The organism is Cytobacillus sp. FSL R5-0569, from assembly GCF_038007265.1.
Taxonomy (GTDB): Bacteria; Bacillota; Bacilli; order Bacillales; family Cytobacillaceae; genus Cytobacillus; species Cytobacillus kochii.
Genome location: NZ_JBBOWW010000001.1, coordinates 1,709,701 through 1,726,743, shown reverse-complemented (window position 1 = coordinate 1,726,743; position 17,043 = coordinate 1,709,701). Strand labels below are relative to the sequence as shown.

18 protein-coding genes and 1 tRNA gene are annotated in these 17,043 nt (G+C 36.0%); 8 read left to right on the top strand and 11 right to left on the bottom strand.

The window, feature by feature from the left end:
* Positions 1-93 precede the first annotated feature (93 nt).
* A complete protein-coding gene (locus MKX78_RS09050; protein WP_341050648.1) occupies positions 94-1,872 on the bottom strand; it encodes a methyl-accepting chemotaxis protein in 1,779 nt (592 codons plus the stop codon).
* 277 nt (positions 1,873-2,149) lie between these two features.
* On the opposite strand from MKX78_RS09050, the gene MKX78_RS09045 reads away from it, so the two are divergent.
* A complete protein-coding gene (locus MKX78_RS09045) occupies positions 2,150-3,193 on the top strand; it encodes an acyltransferase family protein (RefSeq protein WP_095369725.1) in 1,044 nt (347 codons plus the stop codon).
* Positions 3,194-3,378: 185 nt separating this feature from the next.
* Positions 3,379-3,452, top strand: a tRNA-Arg gene (locus MKX78_RS09040).
* A 293-nt stretch (positions 3,453-3,745) separates the two neighbouring features.
* Here MKX78_RS09040 and MKX78_RS09035 read toward each other — a convergent pair.
* Together MKX78_RS09035 and MKX78_RS09030 are read right to left on the bottom strand one after the other, a co-directional pair.
* Positions 3,746-4,006 carry a YolD-like family protein gene (locus MKX78_RS09035; protein ID WP_341050645.1) on the bottom strand — a complete coding sequence of 87 codons (261 nt, stop codon included), beginning with the start codon at positions 4,004-4,006 and terminating at the stop codon, positions 3,746-3,748.
* A 2-nt stretch (positions 4,007-4,008) separates the two neighbouring features.
* Positions 4,009-4,227: a hypothetical protein gene (locus tag MKX78_RS09030; RefSeq protein ID WP_341050642.1), complete on the bottom strand. Its 219-nt coding sequence runs from the start codon at positions 4,225-4,227 to the stop codon at positions 4,009-4,011.
* A gap of 103 nt (positions 4,228-4,330) precedes the next feature.
* Between MKX78_RS09030 and MKX78_RS09025 the strand changes: the two genes are divergently transcribed.
* From MKX78_RS09025 to MKX78_RS09010, 4 genes are all read left to right on the top strand, one after another.
* Positions 4,331-4,660 (top strand): YolD-like family protein, encoded by a 330-nt coding sequence (locus MKX78_RS09025; protein ID WP_341050640.1) that lies wholly within the window; start codon positions 4,331-4,333, stop codon positions 4,658-4,660.
* Between the two features lie 4 nt (positions 4,661-4,664).
* Entirely contained in the window at positions 4,665-5,015 is a 351-nt protein-coding gene (locus tag MKX78_RS09020) for a hypothetical protein (protein WP_341050637.1), read from the top strand.
* 63 nt (positions 5,016-5,078) lie between these two features.
* Positions 5,079-5,264, top strand: coding sequence for a hypothetical protein (locus tag MKX78_RS09015; protein ID WP_341050635.1), 186 nt, complete (start codon positions 5,079-5,081; stop codon positions 5,262-5,264).
* A gap of 89 nt (positions 5,265-5,353) precedes the next feature.
* Entirely contained in the window at positions 5,354-5,461 is a 108-nt protein-coding gene (locus MKX78_RS09010) for an anti-repressor SinI family protein (protein ID WP_341052734.1), read from the top strand.
* 34 nt (positions 5,462-5,495) lie between these two features.
* Here the strand turns inward: MKX78_RS09010 and MKX78_RS09005 are convergent, their stop codons facing one another.
* Positions 5,496-6,029, bottom strand: a complete 534-nt coding sequence (locus MKX78_RS09005) for a GNAT family N-acetyltransferase (protein ID WP_341050633.1) — start codon at positions 6,027-6,029, stop codon at positions 5,496-5,498.
* A 336-nt stretch (positions 6,030-6,365) separates the two neighbouring features.
* Between MKX78_RS09005 and MKX78_RS09000 the strand changes: the two genes are divergently transcribed.
* Both MKX78_RS09000 and MKX78_RS08995 read left to right on the top strand, forming a co-directional pair.
* Positions 6,366-6,761 (top strand): hypothetical protein, encoded by a 396-nt coding sequence (locus MKX78_RS09000; protein ID WP_341050632.1) that lies wholly within the window; start codon positions 6,366-6,368, stop codon positions 6,759-6,761.
* 161 nt (positions 6,762-6,922) lie between these two features.
* The gene (locus MKX78_RS08995; protein ID WP_341050630.1) at positions 6,923-8,815 is read left to right on the top strand and encodes a peptidase G2 autoproteolytic cleavage domain-containing protein; all 1,893 of its coding nucleotides are present in this window, start codon (positions 6,923-6,925) and stop codon (positions 8,813-8,815) included.
* A 442-nt stretch (positions 8,816-9,257) separates the two neighbouring features.
* On the opposite strand, the gene MKX78_RS08990 is transcribed toward MKX78_RS08995, so the two are convergent.
* From MKX78_RS08990 to MKX78_RS08960, 7 genes are all read right to left on the bottom strand, one after another.
* Positions 9,258-9,941, bottom strand: coding sequence for a hypothetical protein (locus tag MKX78_RS08990; protein ID WP_341050629.1), 684 nt, complete (start codon positions 9,939-9,941; stop codon positions 9,258-9,260).
* A gap of 539 nt (positions 9,942-10,480) precedes the next feature.
* Positions 10,481-11,167 carry an N-acetylmuramoyl-L-alanine amidase family protein gene (locus MKX78_RS08985; RefSeq protein ID WP_341050628.1) on the bottom strand — a complete coding sequence of 229 codons (687 nt, stop codon included), beginning with the start codon at positions 11,165-11,167 and terminating at the stop codon, positions 10,481-10,483.
* A gap of 126 nt (positions 11,168-11,293) precedes the next feature.
* The gene (locus tag MKX78_RS08980; RefSeq protein ID WP_341050626.1) at positions 11,294-11,533 is read right to left on the bottom strand and encodes a hypothetical protein; all 240 of its coding nucleotides are present in this window, start codon (positions 11,531-11,533) and stop codon (positions 11,294-11,296) included.
* Positions 11,526-11,798: a hypothetical protein gene (locus tag MKX78_RS08975; RefSeq protein WP_341050624.1), complete on the bottom strand. Its 273-nt coding sequence runs from the start codon at positions 11,796-11,798 to the stop codon at positions 11,526-11,528. Before MKX78_RS08975 ends, MKX78_RS08980 begins: the two co-directional genes overlap by 8 nt.
* 32 nt (positions 11,799-11,830) lie before the next feature.
* A complete protein-coding gene (locus tag MKX78_RS08970; protein ID WP_341050621.1) occupies positions 11,831-12,070 on the bottom strand; it encodes a hypothetical protein in 240 nt (79 codons plus the stop codon).
* On the bottom strand, positions 12,067-12,432 hold the full coding sequence (locus tag MKX78_RS08965) for a hypothetical protein (protein ID WP_341050619.1): 366 nt from the start codon (positions 12,430-12,432) through the stop codon (positions 12,067-12,069). Before MKX78_RS08965 ends, MKX78_RS08970 begins: the two co-directional genes overlap by 4 nt.
* Entirely contained in the window at positions 12,429-17,015 is a 4,587-nt protein-coding gene (locus tag MKX78_RS08960) for a phage tail spike protein (protein WP_341050617.1), read from the bottom strand. The genes MKX78_RS08965 and MKX78_RS08960 overlap by 4 nt, the downstream gene beginning before the upstream one ends.
* Between the last annotated feature and the right edge of the window lie 28 nt (positions 17,016-17,043).

Sequence of the window (17,043 nt, the reverse complement as noted above, 5' to 3'; positions counted from 1 at the left end):
ACGAGGTTATTCTACAAAAATCGCCATAATCCTTTTTATTCATAATAAAAAAACAAGTACCCGCTTAAACTAGCAGAATACTTGTTTTCCCCATTATAGTTTAAATTTTTCTATAAGTTTACTTAATGTATTAGCCATTTCAACTAACTTTTGTACATATAGCTGGATGTTTTCCATTGAAGCATTTGTATGTGTAACAGAATTACTCGTCTCTTCTACTGCAGCTGCTGATTGTTGAGAAACCGCAGCAATATTTTCTATAGATTCGCTCATCCCAACTGAATTATCTAGCATTTCTACCATACTTGATGAAATATGTTCGATATCTCCATGGATATCAGTGATGGCAGTTGATATACTTTGGAAGGTATTGGCTGTTTGATGAATTTTATTACTACCAATCTCTACTTGCTCATAGCCGGCTTGTAACGATTCTACGACTCCAACAGACTCTGACTGAATTTTATTGACGATTGAAGTGATATCACTTATTGAATAGGAGACTTTTTCAGCAAGTTTTCTTACTTCCTCCGCAACAACAGCAAAGCCCTTGCCATGCTCTCCTGCTCTCGCAGCTTCAATCGCCGCATTTAATGCCAATAAATTCGTTTGGTTAGCGATTTCATGTATCACAGATATTAACTTATTTACTTGTTTCGTTTCTTGATCTAACCCTTTCACTCGATGCATCGAATCATTAATTATTTCATCTATCCTATTCATTTGCTCTTTAGAATTTTCCATCAATTCATTTCCTGCTAATGTCATATTCTTCACATTTGAGGCTGCTTCACGCATAGAAACACTTTTCGTTTCTGCATTCTCCACTTTAAATAAGTAATCTTCCATAATTTTTGATAAATCCGCACTTGCACTTGCTTGCTCTTCTGCTCCTCCCGATAATTCCTCCATTGTCGCCGATATTTCTTGACTAGCAGCTGCGACTTCAGATGAAACGGCACCAAGGTGAACACTTCTCTCATTTAAACTTTGTGAAACTGTAAGCATTTCTTGAATCATTTGGCGCAACTGGTGTTTCATTTGGTTAAAAGCGTCTGCGATTTCTGTAATTTCATCCTGATTATTCGAATAAATATCACTAGCTTTTAAGTTTCCTTTTGTTATTTCCTTTGAAGCTGTCACAACCTTTGTAAGACGATAAGCTAATTGTTTATTCACGATTTTATGACTAAAAAATCCGAAAATTGCTGATAGTACTAGTGACAGTACTAAGATAACAATTGAAACGATCATCATCCAACTCGCTTGGTTAATGGCAGATTCCTGCTCTTCCTTAATAATAGATGTTAGTTCATCTAATGTATTCATTGTTTGCTCGATGTAATTATCCACCTGCAACTTCCCTAAGCGGTATTCGCGTACATGTTGTAACTTCACATTTGGTGCGATTTCATCATAAAATAATTGATTTACTTCTTTATCATATTCATTGATTTTAACAAACATTTCCTGTGCTGTTTCCGATTGGATCATTGCTTGTATTTCTTGTTGTTTATTCTTTATGTCTGTTTCTAAATCTTCATATGTATTTAAATGTTTTGGATTAGAATCAATAATATAATTCCCAATTGTCCCGCCTTTTAAGTAGAAATCTGTGCCTATATCAGCGATTTCTAGCGCTCTTTCACTTGCCTTCTCTGCTTCATTAAGTTTAAAGGTACTGTAGACAAGCATAATAAAAGACAAAATCGTTGATATAGTGAATACGCCTAAAGTAAGCCACAAAGCTACCCCATACTTTTGACCGATTTTTAACTTTCTCCATTTATCTGACTTGGACACCCGTATTAACATCGCATTTAAGAAGGGGATGCTACTTTGTTTTAAACGCCATTTTTTCAGTAATTTCAATATAATTCCTCCTTTTAAAAAAATGTATCCCTTTTAACAATAATGATTCTATTATACTAGATTCTGCTAACATTATAATCGATAAAAAGGGGATATTGAAGTAGCATTTTAATTAAAAATAGTTATATATACCTATACATTTCAATGCCATATTACCTTTACATGTCCATGTTTTGGATTTTTATCCACTCGTTCACATGTTTGAATTGATTTATTTTCTTACATAATGGGTATATAATAAGTGATGTTTTAGGGGGTCTTTAATAAAGGAGGATTTATGAGACAGCGTGATTACTTTTTTGATAACGCAAAGTTTATTCTTATTTTCTTTGTGGTATTCGGACATTTGATTCGCTCTTTTATTGAAGATAGTGAAACAATTTATACGCTTTACAAAGTGATTTATACATTTCATATGCCTGCATTTATATTAGTTTCAGGCTTTTTTGCAAAAGGGTATTATCAAAAGGGATATATTCAAAAAATAGCTAAAAAATTGATTTTGCCATACCTTATTTTCCAACTAATCTATTCGGTCTTTTATTATTTCTTACATCAAGGTGCAGCCTTTAACGTGGATCCGCTTAATCCACATTGGTCGCTATGGTTCTTAATTTCTTTATTTTTCTGGCATCTATTGTTATTGATATTTGCCAAATTCAAACCTAGTGTAGCCATTATCCTCTCTTTTGCGATTGGGCTAGCTGTAGGATATGCTGATTGGGTTACAAACTATTTGAGCTTATCTAGAACTTTTGTGTTTTTCCCATTCTTTTTACTAGGTTATTTAATGAAGAAAGAGCATTTCCAAGTTTTATTTAGACCATCGGTTCGCATCGGTGCGATTGGTATTTTTGTAGCTGTCTTTGTGTTATTCTACTTTAATCCAAACATCAACTATGAATGGTTACTTGGGTCAAAGCCATATTCCGTCGTTGATGATGCATCTATTTCGTCCATGTTAACTAGATTAGGTTTCTATTTACTCAGTTTGATGATGATGGCATGTTTCTTTGCCTTTGTGCCTAATAGACATTATTCATTTACAAAGCTAGGTAAAAACACATTATACGTTTATCTTCTTCACGGGTTTTTCGTACGAGTATTTAGAGAAAGTGAAGTGCAGGATTTCTTCAATGATGCAAGAAGTTTTCTCTTGTTAGCAGGACTCGCCTTAGTGCTTACTTTGCTATTATCAAGCAAATGGGTCACCGCAGTGACTCAGCCGCTGATTGAGTTAAGCACTGCACGGTTTAAACAACTAAAGAGACAGATTAGAACGATCTTTCGATATTATCGTAGAAAATACCGAATTGGTTAAATAGGTAAGGCAGTAGTTACAGTGCTATGTAACTACTGCCTTTTATAATTTATACATCTATGGGCGCTCTTTCCCCATTATTTTAATACCATAAAAATCATTAAAAATTTTCAAAGGCTTTATTATTGACCGTTTATTTATATAGGTATATAATTTTATATTGTCAAAAGAAAAAAACAATATATGTCCCAGTAGCTCAGCAGGATAGAGCAACAGCCTCCTAAGCTGTAGGTCGTAGGTTCGATTCCTATCTGGGACGCTAATTATAAAAGGTCGATAACCCTTGGTATTAAAGGGGTTATCGACCTTTTATTTTTGTTTTTGTGTTTTATAAATCCATATATAAATTCTTATTTGGGGTCGGTTTGGGGTCGGAATAGATTTTTTTTGGTTTTTTCATCACTAAATCGCACCTCCAAGCTCCTTCAAAACCTTCAACAGCATCTGCATAATTTGTATAAGCGCTCCATTCTGAATACCAGTCCGTGCTCTAACACTTTTAATAAACATGCAAAAATGTGTGATATATTTTTCAAACAAAAAGGCGCTCTCTCATTGAGGTGCGCTCTGTATCGATAATATATCTATAAATTTAACCTTTATCGTTTCATAATTACTTTCAATATGTATTAATTGAGATTGACCATCAAGTTTAACAATTTTCCCTTGTACAGGATCTCTTTGCCACAACAATATTAAGACTTCAGTTTTCTCCCTATGCGCTTCAACTACTGCATTTCCTAGCTCTTCTAATTCAAATTCATCCCTTGAAGGTCTTTGTGGTTTTGATTTCTTCGGCATTTTCACTCCCATGATTAAGCTCCTCTCCTTACTATCCTGACTGGACCAATCGATAAGACATTACTTACCTTAAAAGTGCGCTGCTGTCTCTTGGTAAAACAATATGCACGAAAGTAATCTTCGTAAACGGCCAAAATTTTAATTCTTCTCTGGCTGATATCTCCCTTGTTATCCAGATAAATCATTTCTAATTCTTCTTTATTGTTAACTCCTCTAATAAGTAAACCTTTCATCGATTAGCCCTCCCTTACCATTATTTTATACGAACTTTTGTTCGATTTCAATTGAATTAAGAACAAAAGTTCGCATATAATATTAAAAAAGGAGATGTAGTTTATGATTCGTGACCGCGGAAAAATGAAATGGCAAGGGTTCTTTATGAGCGAACATACTGAATTACTTAAGAAGATACCAGCCGAATACGAAAAAGTAAAAAAGCCAGAATTAGATGAGCAAGAACTTGAGGAAATACAGATAATAACGATGGAATCATTAAACTACACCCTTACAATCAAAATGACCATTTGGGTTGATGGGTCCACAAAAACCTTTAAGGGCATTGTCGATAAAATCGATCATATTAATATGTGCATTCACTTGGAAACGAACAATTTAAAAATCTTAAAATTCCACATTGATGAAGTGATATCAGTCGAAAGGGTTTAACAACATGACTAGGATTAATGAAGCTGATCGTGAAGTACTAGAGCAAGCTATATACTTACCGATGATTATTATCATCCTTGAAAGAGATTTAAAGATCATTGAAAGGTCCCCGTTTAAGATTAAACAGCCTTATATTACCTTGATGGAAAATACAATAAAGAACGTTCAGCGTGATTTGAAAGAAGTAAAAAACAAGATGAGAAAAGGAAATATGAGAGTAAGCCAGATTGGACATGATGAATCATTTACCATGTATGAGTTCCATTACAAAGGTTATGATGAGCAGCATAATTATTTTAATCCAAGAATTAGGAATAAGTGTGAGGAACTTTTAAACTTTTACCTGAGCAAATAACGGGACTTTTTTACCTGTTTTTTGTTAATATAATTACATATTATAGGAAAGAGGTATGTTTTAATGAAATATGAGCCATTGGGATTTATTGATGATGGCGTTACTTATCATATTTATGCAGATGAAAATACAGTTACAGTAACTGCCAAAAAAGGAGAACTCGAAATTAAATGTATAGGAGTTACATTTAAAGAAACTATTGCAGAAGCTAAAGGACTTTTTAGTAGTGAACTTAATTCAAAAATGTAACACCCTCTCTTAATGAGAAGGGTTATTTTTTTGTCAATAAAGGACTTTTGACCTATATGTAGAATTATATCCAAAAGGAGTGATGGGTCATAAAGTTAGATAAAGAATGGGTAGAGTTGATTAAGGAGGCAAAGGAAATAGGAATTACAATTGATGAAATAACTGAATTATTGAAAGAAGGAAAGCCCCTCGATTGAGAAGGGCTTTGTCTAATTATAAAGAACACTTTTTCTACTCTAAGAAAGGTTTTGAATAATGCACAATACCTTCCACATTTTTTAGACCATTCTCAGTTAATTCTAAAGCCATAAATTGTTCGTCAGCAACATCAAATGGAGCTTGTATATTCCATAAGTGAGCTTGTTTAAAACCAAACTTTGGATAGTAATCTTTATGACCTAAAACAATAACTGAACGGTAACCAAGTTCTTTAGCTTTTTTTATCGCAGCCTGGATTAATTGCCTTCCAATTCCTTTTTTCTGATAATGAGGAGAAACGGAAACTGGAGCCAGTGCCAAAGAATCGACTTCGTTATTACCATCTACAATTTTTATTTTAGATAGAAGAACATGTCCAATAATATTTCCTTCTTCAGTTAAAGCAACTAGAGAAAGTTGAGGAATGAATGCATCCGATTTTCTAATTTTTTTTACCAGTAAATGTTCTGACTTATCGCTATACTCTTCGTAAAGAAAGGCTTCTTTAATAATATCTTCAGTTATAGTATATTCATTGTTACTCTCTGGTCGTATTGTAATGTTCATTTATAGTCTCCTTTTCTATTTTCTTACCTATAAATGACACTTTCTTTATGCGCAAAGTCATGAAGAAAGTGTTACATGACCAGCTCTAAACATAAGTGTGACAAACAAAAACCTCCAATATAATATGTCTTTATATTACAATGTGATGTAATTATGGTCAAACTTACAGTGCATTATTCCCTCTATTTTAATGGAGATTCCTTAAAAAATGGAGTAAAAGTAAATGAGCCCCTCGATTAAGAAGGATTTTTTTAAAATTTAGAGGGATACTTAATTTAATGAGGATTCAGTGACTTGGACAGAATAAGGATTAAATACAAAACTGAGGTGGAATGAATGCTTAAGCGATATGTAATAATATTAGGATTCCTCTTATTTTTTATTAATCCTATTCTAACTACAAAAGCAGAGTCAGTTCTTAACGCGGTAGGCTCTTACGTCACAACTGAGGATATTATTTTTGACCTTGTGTTTCCAACTATTGATAAAAGAGTGATAAAAGAGTATGGTGGTGATTCTCTCTTTGGTTGGAATTGGAAAAGAATTGTTGGTATAAATTACAATGACAATCACTCTTATGATGTCGCCATAAGAATTGTAATTCCCGATAAAAATAAGGAAGACCTAGTTACGGTAAGGATATCCCCCTCATGTAACAATAAGAAGCTTAATAAGTTAAAATGCAACCATGATTTTATGATAGAAGTATTAGATTACAAACACATTTCTTAAAAAAATAGAATATCTTTATCTAAACTAATGGATAGTATAATCAGGTTTATTAAAGGGCCCCCTCCGAAATGAGAAGGGCTTTTTAATTTTATAATGGTTTTGTCCAAACATCTAAAACTTTTAATGAATATACTATTCTATTACTAAAAAGGAGTGATAATATGGCTGATTGCAATAGAAATGCCTCTGGTATTTGTTCTGAAGCAGAAGGAATCAATACCATAGCTAGTGGAGAAGCCTCTCATGCTGAAGGAAGTGGGACGAGTTCAAGCGGCGATGCCTCTCACGCGGAAGGTTACAATACTCAAGCTATTGGTAATTCATCACACACAGAAGGAGCACTTACAATAGCCAGTGGTCTTGTTGCTCATGCTGAGGGTTATAATACATTAGCTTCCGGTGAAAATACACATGCGGAAGGGAATAGTACGGTAGCAGGTGGAAACGGCTCTCATGCTGAGGGTTATAGTACAAGCGCTTTAGGCATCGCTTCACATACTGAAGGACAAAGCACAACAGCCTCAGGGGACTATTCACATGCTGAAGGTGTGAATGCAAATGCGATTGGAATTTCTTCACATGCAGAAGGAATTGAAACTACAGCTAATGGGACTGCTTCTCATGCAGAGGGGTTTAATACATTAGCTGAGGGGAATAACTCTCATGCAGAAGGAGCGAATACAATAGCTAGTGAGCTAGCTGCTCACGCGGAAGGTTTTGATTCAACAGCTTCAGGAGAGGCGGCGCATGCAGAAGGAAATAATACCACTGCCAGTGGTGCTGGTTCCCATGCGGAAGGTTTAAATACAACTGCTATTATGCCAGGTGCTCATGCAGAAGGAAGCAACACAAATGCTTCTGGAGACTATTCACATGCTGAGGGTGAAGGTAGTTCTGCTGAGGAATATGCTACACATGCAGAAGGAGCCAACACAAGAGCAATAGGTTATGCTTCACACGCTGAGGGTGAGGAGACCGTGTCAAGTGGAGAGAATTCGCACGCAGAAGGCTATGCAACCGAAGCGAGCGGTGCCTTTTCTCACGCAGAAGGATTTTCTTCCATTGCATCAGGACCTTCCTCTCACGCTGAAGGTGCTCAAACATCAGCTAGTGGTATTCGATCACATACTGAAGGATACTTGACCATAGCTACAGGGGATCATGCACATGCAGAAGGTCAAGAAAATACTGCAAGTGGAGCTAATTCGCACGCCGAGGGAATATTTACGACCGCAAGTGGACAAATGTCACATGCAGAAGGGATAAACACTAGCACAGAAGGTTTTACTGCTACTCATATTATGGGGCGCTACGGTGATGCAGAAGAAAACTATTCTTGGTTTATTGGAAATGGTACAGACAGTGTTAATAGGGGATTAGGTGCAAAGTGGCTAGCAAGTAATGGAGAAATGTATATTGATGGGGCTTCTTATAATACTGGTGGTGCAGACTTTGCTGAGATGTTTGAGAGTATAGACGGAAATCCAATTGATGTGGGTTATTTTGTTACATTAGAACACAATAAAATCAGAAAAGTAACATCATCAAATGACTATGTTCTCGGTATTACTAGTGCTACACCCAGTATTATTGGTAATAGTGCTGGCCTTAATTGGCAAGGGAGATATCAGTTAGATAAATGGGGTCGTAGAACTTATCAAGAAGTAGAAATAACACCAATTTTAGATAAAGAGGGAAAAGAAATTATTTCTTCCAAAAAGGAGATTCAACCTCTGATGAATCCGAAATGGAACCCTGATCAAGAATATATCCCAAGGCACAAACGTCCAGAATGGATGGCTGTCGGGCTTATCGGACAAATCTTAGTGAGAGATGATGGAACTTGTGAAGAGAATGGGTACTGTCAATCGAATGATGAAGGCATTGCAACAATATCCAAAAATGGATTTAGAGTTATTAAAAGAACCGGTCCCAATCAAGTATTAGTATTAGTAAAAGGCAATGAACAAGAAGTGATAAATTTAAATACCAAATTCGAACAATTACAAGATGCACTTAACCAATTTCTAAAGAAAAATGATACTAATAGTTAAATTTTGACGAGAGATCTCTCTCCCTCGCTGTTTATCACTCCATTATTTTCACTTAAAGAGTATCCTTAGAATCATCCATTCTAAATAAATTTCCAAAGTTATGATTAAGAAACTTGTGCGTAATTCGGCTTAATTGTAGCGATAACTAAGAAGATTTTTAAGCCCCTCTCAAGTGAGAAGGGCTTATTTTATTCAGTAACTTCTTCCTCATTACATCTTTTTAAAGTCTTTTTTTGTTTTTTCTCATTAGTCTTTATATCGATATAAACAATAATTGATGCAACAATATAATAACATCCTAAATATGAGGTTGTATCAAAAAACTTTTCTGGTGTCCCCTTGATATACCACCAAATTATAGAAACAATAAGAAAGGTAATAGGGTATGAAATTAGTAGTGAACTGAATTTATTTGACACTTACTCTCACCGCCAATATTTATTTAAAGCCATTTTTTATGCTTTTTCAATGCTTTCTCTTCGCAGTTTGCTACAATCCAAACCATAAGTACACCCGTACCGACAATACTTGATTTAATACCAAATTTTATAATCGCTTGTGCAGCCTTTTTATATTGCCCTTTCTTTATCATTGATTTAATACCTTCAACAGTAGCTGTAGTTGCTGTTAGTCCAAAAGAAGCTTTAACTTCACTCTTAAGACAAGAATTAACAGCAGCAGTAAATTTAGGGTTTTCCTTTTTCAGTGCCATTATTTCAATCTCCGGAGGTTCAACATCATTATCGCCTCCGTTACCTCCCCCATTTCCTGCTCCGTTTCCTGGATCATTCTTATCAATAAATGCTCCAGAGGTAATTAACATATTCTTAATGTCTTGATACTCTGCCTTTCCAGTATATCTAGCATCAAGTACATCTTCATCAAATCCTAGTAAAATATCATTTTCTTCATCAACTATTGCTCCCTCTTCGACAAGAAACTGTAACTCTGAAGCTAGCTCTTCAGCCAGTATTTCTTCTTCAGCGGTTAAATCTATATTTTCAAAATCAATATCTACCTCTTGTTCCTCCGCATTAGCTCTTACTGGTATGTTCCCTATTAAAGAAAATAATAAAATTAAAACCATTAACCCCTTTAATCCCTTAGATAATCTTCCTTTTTTCATCTCTCTCTCTCTTTCTATATGATATATTTAACACATTACATTTTATTTAAATTTTTAGAAAATTTCAATGAAATTAATAATATTTTTACAAAATAGGTATTTTATACCTAAATACTAATAGATATAAAGGAATGATTCCATGAAACCTGAGAAAATGTATGTTTCTGTTACTGATGAGAAGGGTGATTAATACTATATTTTTGCCCAAAGTCATCCAGTAACTGTTGTAGGAACATCTGACAATGGAGGGATAAAAGTTGAAGGTAGCACAATAAAAGAAACCTTGCAGAAGTCATTTGAAGGAATGAAAAGATTTTAAATGAGGTAATTTTACTAAAGGAATAAACTTGATGATAAACGAAATATTAATTTATAAACTATTTTAATGCAGGAGTGATTCGCCTTGACCAAGTTAAGAATTAGTATTATTACAGTAGTTGGTATCTTATTCATATTTGCAGTTTTAGGAATAGTTTCTTTCTACAGTGCATGATCTTACAAGAGTAAAAGCCCCTCTCGATTAAGAAGGGCCTTTATTATTACTTCACTCTTAAAACTTGTCCAACACGAATTGTATAGTTTGCATCCAAGCCATTCCAACTACGAATTTGTTGTATAGTGCTACCATATCTGCGTGATAATGCATAGACCGTATCACCAGAAACCACAGTATGATAAACTGCTCCACTAGATGGCGTTAAATTAAACGCACGAACTAAGCCGTTTACGTGTCCCTGAGCAATAGATTGCAAGAATGAAGATTGTTTCAATTTATTCGCATCTGCCACAGTATCAATAAATCCATTCTCAGTAAGCAGAGCCGACATTCTTGTTTCTCTCAGCACATGGAAATTAGCTTGTTTTTTACCACGATCCCGAAAATCTACTACCTTCAAAATCTCTTCGTGAATACGACTTTGATATGTCGTTGTGGGAGCACCTACTCCGGGATAGACATAATCCTCATAGCCTGTACCACCCCCAGCATTAATGTGGATAGATAGATAGAAATCAGCTCCCCAATTATTTGCATCAGTAGTTCTTTGTGCAAGTGATACAGTTTGATCTCCTGTACGACTCATACGAACATCAGCATTACTATAATTTCTTAATAAATCACGTACCCTTGTAGCAATCTGCAAAGTTAATGCTTTCTCCTGTAAACCGTTCCCTACCGCACCTGGATCAGTACCACCATGACCTGGATCAATATAAATTTTAACCATAATTAAACCTCTCCTTTAATATATAAGTATTCCAATGGCAAATGTAACGTTTGTACACATTAACTAAATTCACATAGAAACCACCTCCTTTAATGACAATAAAAAAGACCGCCCTAATGGACAGCCTTATAATTTATCTTCTTTTTCTAACCAAGCCTTTTGATTTATTGCTTTCCTTGTAAAGCCGAAATGATTTTTATAAATTGTGTATAAAGTGATTCCTAGAGCAATACCTGCGGTAAGGACAATGCCAAATGCGTCAATACTCGCAGCTGTAAGCCACTCAAACTTAACATTAAGAGTCCCTAGAAACATCATGATAGCTGACAAGAAACCAACTACTTGAGCAACAACATCTTTATTCATGCTTATCACCTCCCTTCAATTGAATTTCAAGACCATGCACACGCTTATCTATTCTGTTAATTCTCATGTGGATGGCTTTGCGATCATCATCACTTTCTTTCATTTGCTCACGAAACTCATCTATAGATTTTTGTAGGTTGGCAATGGCATCACTTAACGGCTTTACAATAATTCCTTTAAAAATAAAAGAGATACCCCCAAAGAGAGTACCTAGTATGGCAAGTAGTGCAGCCCATTCTTGTAATGTTAATCCGATGAAAGTCAAAATTTCTCCCCCTTATGCAAAATAAAAAAGCCTTATTCGGCTTCTGGTGTTAATCTACCAAGAACTTTAGTTTTAATCACTTCAGACAATCGCCCTTCCACACCTGCCATGAAATAATCCATAATAGGCATAGTAAAGCTTCCGTCAACGTTTAATTGTTCGTTTGGTATACTTGATTGATCTGTACCCCGGAAATTCACTACCCGTAATTGTTCACCATTTTCAGTGATATTTCGGGAACTTGTTTCTATAAAAATATATTGTTCCATCATTCTGTTACCTCCTCAATGATTGGCTCTAATAGACCTAGTATCCGTGGCTTGATAGATTCGCCCAAATCAGCTAGGTTAATAACCCTTAAATCAATATCGACTTCCTGTTGCATTAACTCGTCTGATTCTTTCTGATAATTTTTCAATTTATCTTTTTTAAGCTGAATAGTACCATCCTCGTTATCTTTTTCTTTATACTTTTCGACGATTGTCTTTCTTACCTCATCACTTGCCTTAACTTCCTCCGAAATTCTTTTAAAGTTTCGCTGAACTGAAAAAGCTACCGATGTGGGTATTTCTTTGTCGAGCAAGGAGCTTAACCCATCAATTAAATTGTAAAGTTCTTGTACTGTTAATTTCATGCGATTTTCCCCTCCAATACCTTTATTTGATTGCGTAATAGTTGGTTTTCGGTTTTGAGCCAATTGATCTCATCTGAATGATTACGAGTTCTTTTATCAAGCTCTTGAATGCCCTTCATGTTGATTGAATTCATAAGATATTGTTCTACACCATCACCATCAATTAATTCATCGGCAATTTGATAGCCCTCACCTATAACTAATCCTTGTCTTATTCGAGAATGCCCACTTTCAACTTCTCTTTTAAGACGATATTGATAAATGGTTGATCTGTTGATAATATCTAACGCACTGTCTGTCCACTCTTTAATATCTTCTTTGTATGACGCCATTGAACCTGTTGGGAAACTTGCTGCTCTAATAGGGATGTACGTTCCTGTAGTTCCACTAGCTGTTGCTCTCACTTCGTTATTAGCTCTTACAAATAAATTTTGACCAGCAGTATTCGGATTTACTTCAATATAATTACCTTGAAATCCAGCTGCGACCACTTGGCGCCAAATAATACTTCCTTCATCAGCCATTCCAATACCTGTTGCTCTTATGTCACCGTTAGCACCCAGATATAAGTGAGTTCCTCCTGCTGATGTGTTTGTAGCAATTCCAGCAAAATAACCCTTATATCCCCTTGCATTACGGTATACCGGGTTACCAGAAGAACCATCCACATATCCCTTGTTAACAAACCTTGTTTCATCATCTGACCCTATATAAGCATTGATTGAATTAGTGCTGAAACCAAAACCATAAATAACAGAAGCTCGTAAATCACGATATACAACTGATCCGTCAGCTTGCGTAAACGCTGAACTTGTTATTCTTACTTCTCTATCTGTGCCGATATATCCGTTATATCCCGGTCCAAAACGTAGTCCTTGAGCCCTGATAGGTCTGTAACTGTAATTCTCTGCAACACCATCTGATGGAATACTTGAAATATTAACCACCCTGACTTCATTAGTTGAGTCCGGAGCCAAATAGACATTAGAATTACTTGTGCCTAGAGCTGCACTTGTTACTAGTGATCTATCAACACTAAATCGTTGAGAACCGCCTGAATTATATCCAAACAAACCGTCAGGATTAACATTTACATATTGCCCATTAGACTGCGTAAGACGGACATTTCCTCCAATGATTTCTAAGTTTGTTAAACCATCAGAAGAACGGAACTTAGAACCATATACGTCAATACCTCTTAATGCACCTACATTGATACGGTCAGCGTTCACGCTTGCGATTTTAGCAGCTGTTACAGCTAAATCATCAATTTGCGCTGTACCAATAATGGCATCTTGTAATTTTGCACGCGTAATAGACGCATTTGCTAATGCGCCGTTTTGTGCAGTAATACTATTTGCTGCCATTAAGTTTGCGGTAATTGAACCATCCACAATTAAGGCTGCATTGTTTTTTCTCCTAACAACTAAATTATCAATCCAAGCCCGATTTGTTGTCTCACCATTATTGGTAAAGCTTACTCGGAGCCTGATATATCCAACACCAAATGGCACTTTATAGGATCCAGTTAACTTAGTCCATGCATAAGTTTTAGTAGTCGTATATGCTACAGTAGTCCATGAAAGATGTTGTTTCTTGAGGTCGTAAGTCCTTACCCCATAGGACAATGAACCAGGTCCAACAAGATTATTAAAGCGATAATCTAGCTCGAAGTATAATTCATCACCTTCTTGAACCTTTATTATTCTTTCCTGTTGAGCATCTACATTTCTAATATCACTAGCCCACAACCCTAAGCATTTTGATGATCCATTATTGCCAGACCATGATGTCTGATCGACTACTTGAATAGTAGTATTAGAGTTTTCATTTATCCAACCAGAAGGCAATTGACCAACTTTGTCATCCTCAAAATCGCCATTATCAATAAGATTTGTAAAATCACCTACATCAAGTAATTTAGTGTGGATTTTCACATCCCCAGGTTGTACATTAATCGCACCAATAATCCCATCTCGGTCTACTTTCAATTCAATATCATCAGATAATAGCCTAATGGATGATTCTGCTGAAGTCATTCTACCGGTTAATGAATTAACTTCTTGAGTGGATGCTTTAAATGTTAAGTCATATGCTGTTTGGTCAATTTTTGTTTCTGCTGATGAAACACGGCTTTCTATGTCTTCTGGTGGAGGGGACCACCCAGCGAGTTTATTGCCTTCTATCACTTGTAAATCCCATATTTCTGCTTTCATTGGGACATATCCACCAGACCCACTGGATCTATTAGGCTGGATATACAGATGCGTATCTGTGGCTGTCATACCATTTGTTGTAAAATGTATCTCATAATCATAGATTTCTTCATCATTGGGATAAGGAGAGCCAACAGTCCACACATCACTCACTAGTTCATTATTTCTATAAACAGACACTGGATTACCCGAAGATAATTGGCTATGACCACCCATAGTAGTAATATTCCCAGAAATTTTTCTTATCTTAAACGCTAGGATATATTCAGTGAATGGCTTAAATATCGTATTGCTCAAACGTAAACCAGCTCCAGATGAACCCATTGACTCCATGGTATAGGTGTATGCATCAAATTGATACGTATTGCCCCATGGTGCAACTAGACTCTTTCTTGCTAAATTGCGCCCACTGATCTCCAAATTATTAAAATCAGACCTAAGCTCATTCACACTAGTAGAAATCCCATTAGCCTTAATATCAACCGCAGTAATTTGACTAAGAGCATTACTAACCTCACCATTTAATTCATTAACGTTAGCTTCAACATTTTGCGCTCGTAAAGACAATCCATCTAGGCTGTTATCAATTTGAAGAATTTTATTCTGGTAAACGCCATTGTCTACCTTATTAAGCAATTCCTCATTAACCAGATAAATCTTACCATCTACATAATCAAAGCCTGCTTTATTTGCAAGCTCAGACATCAAGCTAACCTCTGTTGCTGTTATCTCAGCATCAGTATATTGCTTTGAATCAGCTTGGATTTGATCGTATACATCTTGGCGAATCATATCAGCGTAAATAGTGCCATCAGCCAGTATGTCAGCAGTTTTTGATAGCTCCCTTAACTCTGCAGCGATATCGGGTCCGAATAATATATCATCACTAATTACCCTGTGTGTTGCTCCCATTACTTGCACAGACCAATCACTCGGTGTTCCATGCTGATTAACTGCTCTTACCCTGTAATACCAAACTTGATCAGTACCAACCGAATGGAGAAAACCACTAGTATTTCCCCTCCACAATAAGTGCTGTGTGTCTGGCACAAAGTCTTTTAACTGTGAGCCATATACTTCGTAGTGTTTTACATAAATCGAACTGCCGTAATCCCAATATAATTGAATAGCCCCCATTCCACCTAACGCTTCAACATTTATTGGAATAGTGGGCTTGATGTCTGGGAAACTTCCCTCAGTTACTTGGGATGGACTGTCACGAATTTTTTCAACTTCTTGTGCTAATTCTTCAAGGCGATTATCATCTAAATCAAGGAATTTCCCCATCTCAACAACCATGGTGCCATCAATATCTAGAATGTCATATTCCATGGCAATGATACGAGATTGTATTTCTATTGGTCTGGCAAACTTTCGATCTATTGCAATGGCGGTATCACCTAAACTAACTTTATCGTCAAATAAATCAACTGATAAGCTATAATTAACTACTGGCTTGTTATTGTTTTGGAGATTATCCCATGTTGCCAAAAGAAGTTCTCGAGGGTCCTCAATATCTTGATTGCTGTATTCACCAAATCGATGTAAGGCAACTCCATCACGAATACGACGGTATCGAGCAAATGCCTCTGGATTACCCACCCATTTTTCCCCTTTGGGTTTATCGAATGGATCACCATTAGCAATAGACATTTCAACATCGCCGAAATCAATGTAACGAGTGTTGCCACCGCCTTCTGTTTCAAGCGATGCTCCCCAACCATACATTGCAGTTACAGGGTAGCTTAAAACTTGTCTACCAATCTCGGTTGTATTGTGGTCGATTTCAAAGCGTTGACCTGTATCTTTGCCAAGTCGTTGGATGATTTTAATCTTACGAGCGACAATATTATTTTCCTCGTCAAACTCAACGATATCTTTAAATTCGCCGCCCCAAACTTTGATAATCTCCCAAATAGCATCAACCGACCGCATGCGATAAAAGTTTGTGGAGGCTAGTCCTAAATCAACTTCAACTTCTCCTATCCAACCAGTACCTTCAACAGCTGCATCTAATGCTACTTGTGCAGTCTTATCAGTAAATCGTTTGTCTAAAACAATATGCTCTGCAAGTTCTAAAAACTCTGGTTCACAGGTAGCTGTAGTTAATGGTCCTTCCATGCTGTCAGAGTCATCTAGCTCTTTAATAACAAATAGCCTTAAATCACCTTCATGATCACGAAAAACAACTTTATTTTCTTCAAGCACATATTTAGCATCTTCTGTATCTGCTTCAATAGTAAAAGAAAAAGGTGTTTCTGGTATCTTATTAACTTCGAGACGGTAAGGGGCACTAATAAGACCACTATCTTCAGAGATAATGGTCAATGGGTGGTCGTCTTGGTTAAAAATATATAAATCTGTCAAATTTTCACATCCTTTCTACAGGGGAATT

What these genes read in the sequence shown, in the direction of transcription:
- MKX78_RS09000 (WP_341050632.1), top strand. Translation starts at nt 6,366, where the DNA reads ATGCTTAAGCGATATGTAATAATATTAGGATTCCTCTTATTTTTTATT.
- MKX78_RS09035 (WP_341050645.1), bottom strand. Translation starts at nt 4,006, where the DNA reads ATGGGAGTGAAAATGCCGAAGAAATCAAAACCACAAAGACCTTCAAGG.
- MKX78_RS08990 (WP_341050629.1), bottom strand. Translation starts at nt 9,941, where the DNA reads ATGAAAAAAGGAAGATTATCTAAGGGATTAAAGGGGTTAATGGTTTTA.
- MKX78_RS09030 (WP_341050642.1), bottom strand. Translation starts at nt 4,227, where the DNA reads ATGAAAGGTTTACTTATTAGAGGAGTTAACAATAAAGAAGAATTAGAA.
- MKX78_RS08965 (WP_341050619.1), bottom strand. Translation starts at nt 12,432, where the DNA reads ATGAAATTAACAGTACAAGAACTTTACAATTTAATTGATGGGTTAAGC.
- MKX78_RS08970 (WP_341050621.1), bottom strand. Translation starts at nt 12,070, where the DNA reads ATGATGGAACAATATATTTTTATAGAAACAAGTTCCCGAAATATCACT.
- MKX78_RS09020 (WP_341050637.1), top strand. Translation starts at nt 4,665, where the DNA reads ATGACTAGGATTAATGAAGCTGATCGTGAAGTACTAGAGCAAGCTATA.
- MKX78_RS08985 (WP_341050628.1), bottom strand. Translation starts at nt 11,167, where the DNA reads ATGGTTAAAATTTATATTGATCCAGGTCATGGTGGTACTGATCCAGGT.
- MKX78_RS09025 (WP_341050640.1), top strand. Translation starts at nt 4,331, where the DNA reads ATGATTCGTGACCGCGGAAAAATGAAATGGCAAGGGTTCTTTATGAGC.
- MKX78_RS09005 (WP_341050633.1), bottom strand. Translation starts at nt 6,029, where the DNA reads ATGAACATTACAATACGACCAGAGAGTAACAATGAATATACTATAACT.
- MKX78_RS09015 (WP_341050635.1), top strand. Translation starts at nt 5,079, where the DNA reads ATGAAATATGAGCCATTGGGATTTATTGATGATGGCGTTACTTATCAT.
- MKX78_RS09045 (WP_095369725.1), top strand. Translation starts at nt 2,150, where the DNA reads ATGAGACAGCGTGATTACTTTTTTGATAACGCAAAGTTTATTCTTATT.
- MKX78_RS08995 (WP_341050630.1), top strand. Translation starts at nt 6,923, where the DNA reads ATGGCTGATTGCAATAGAAATGCCTCTGGTATTTGTTCTGAAGCAGAA.
- MKX78_RS08980 (WP_341050626.1), bottom strand. Translation starts at nt 11,533, where the DNA reads ATGAATAAAGATGTTGTTGCTCAAGTAGTTGGTTTCTTGTCAGCTATC.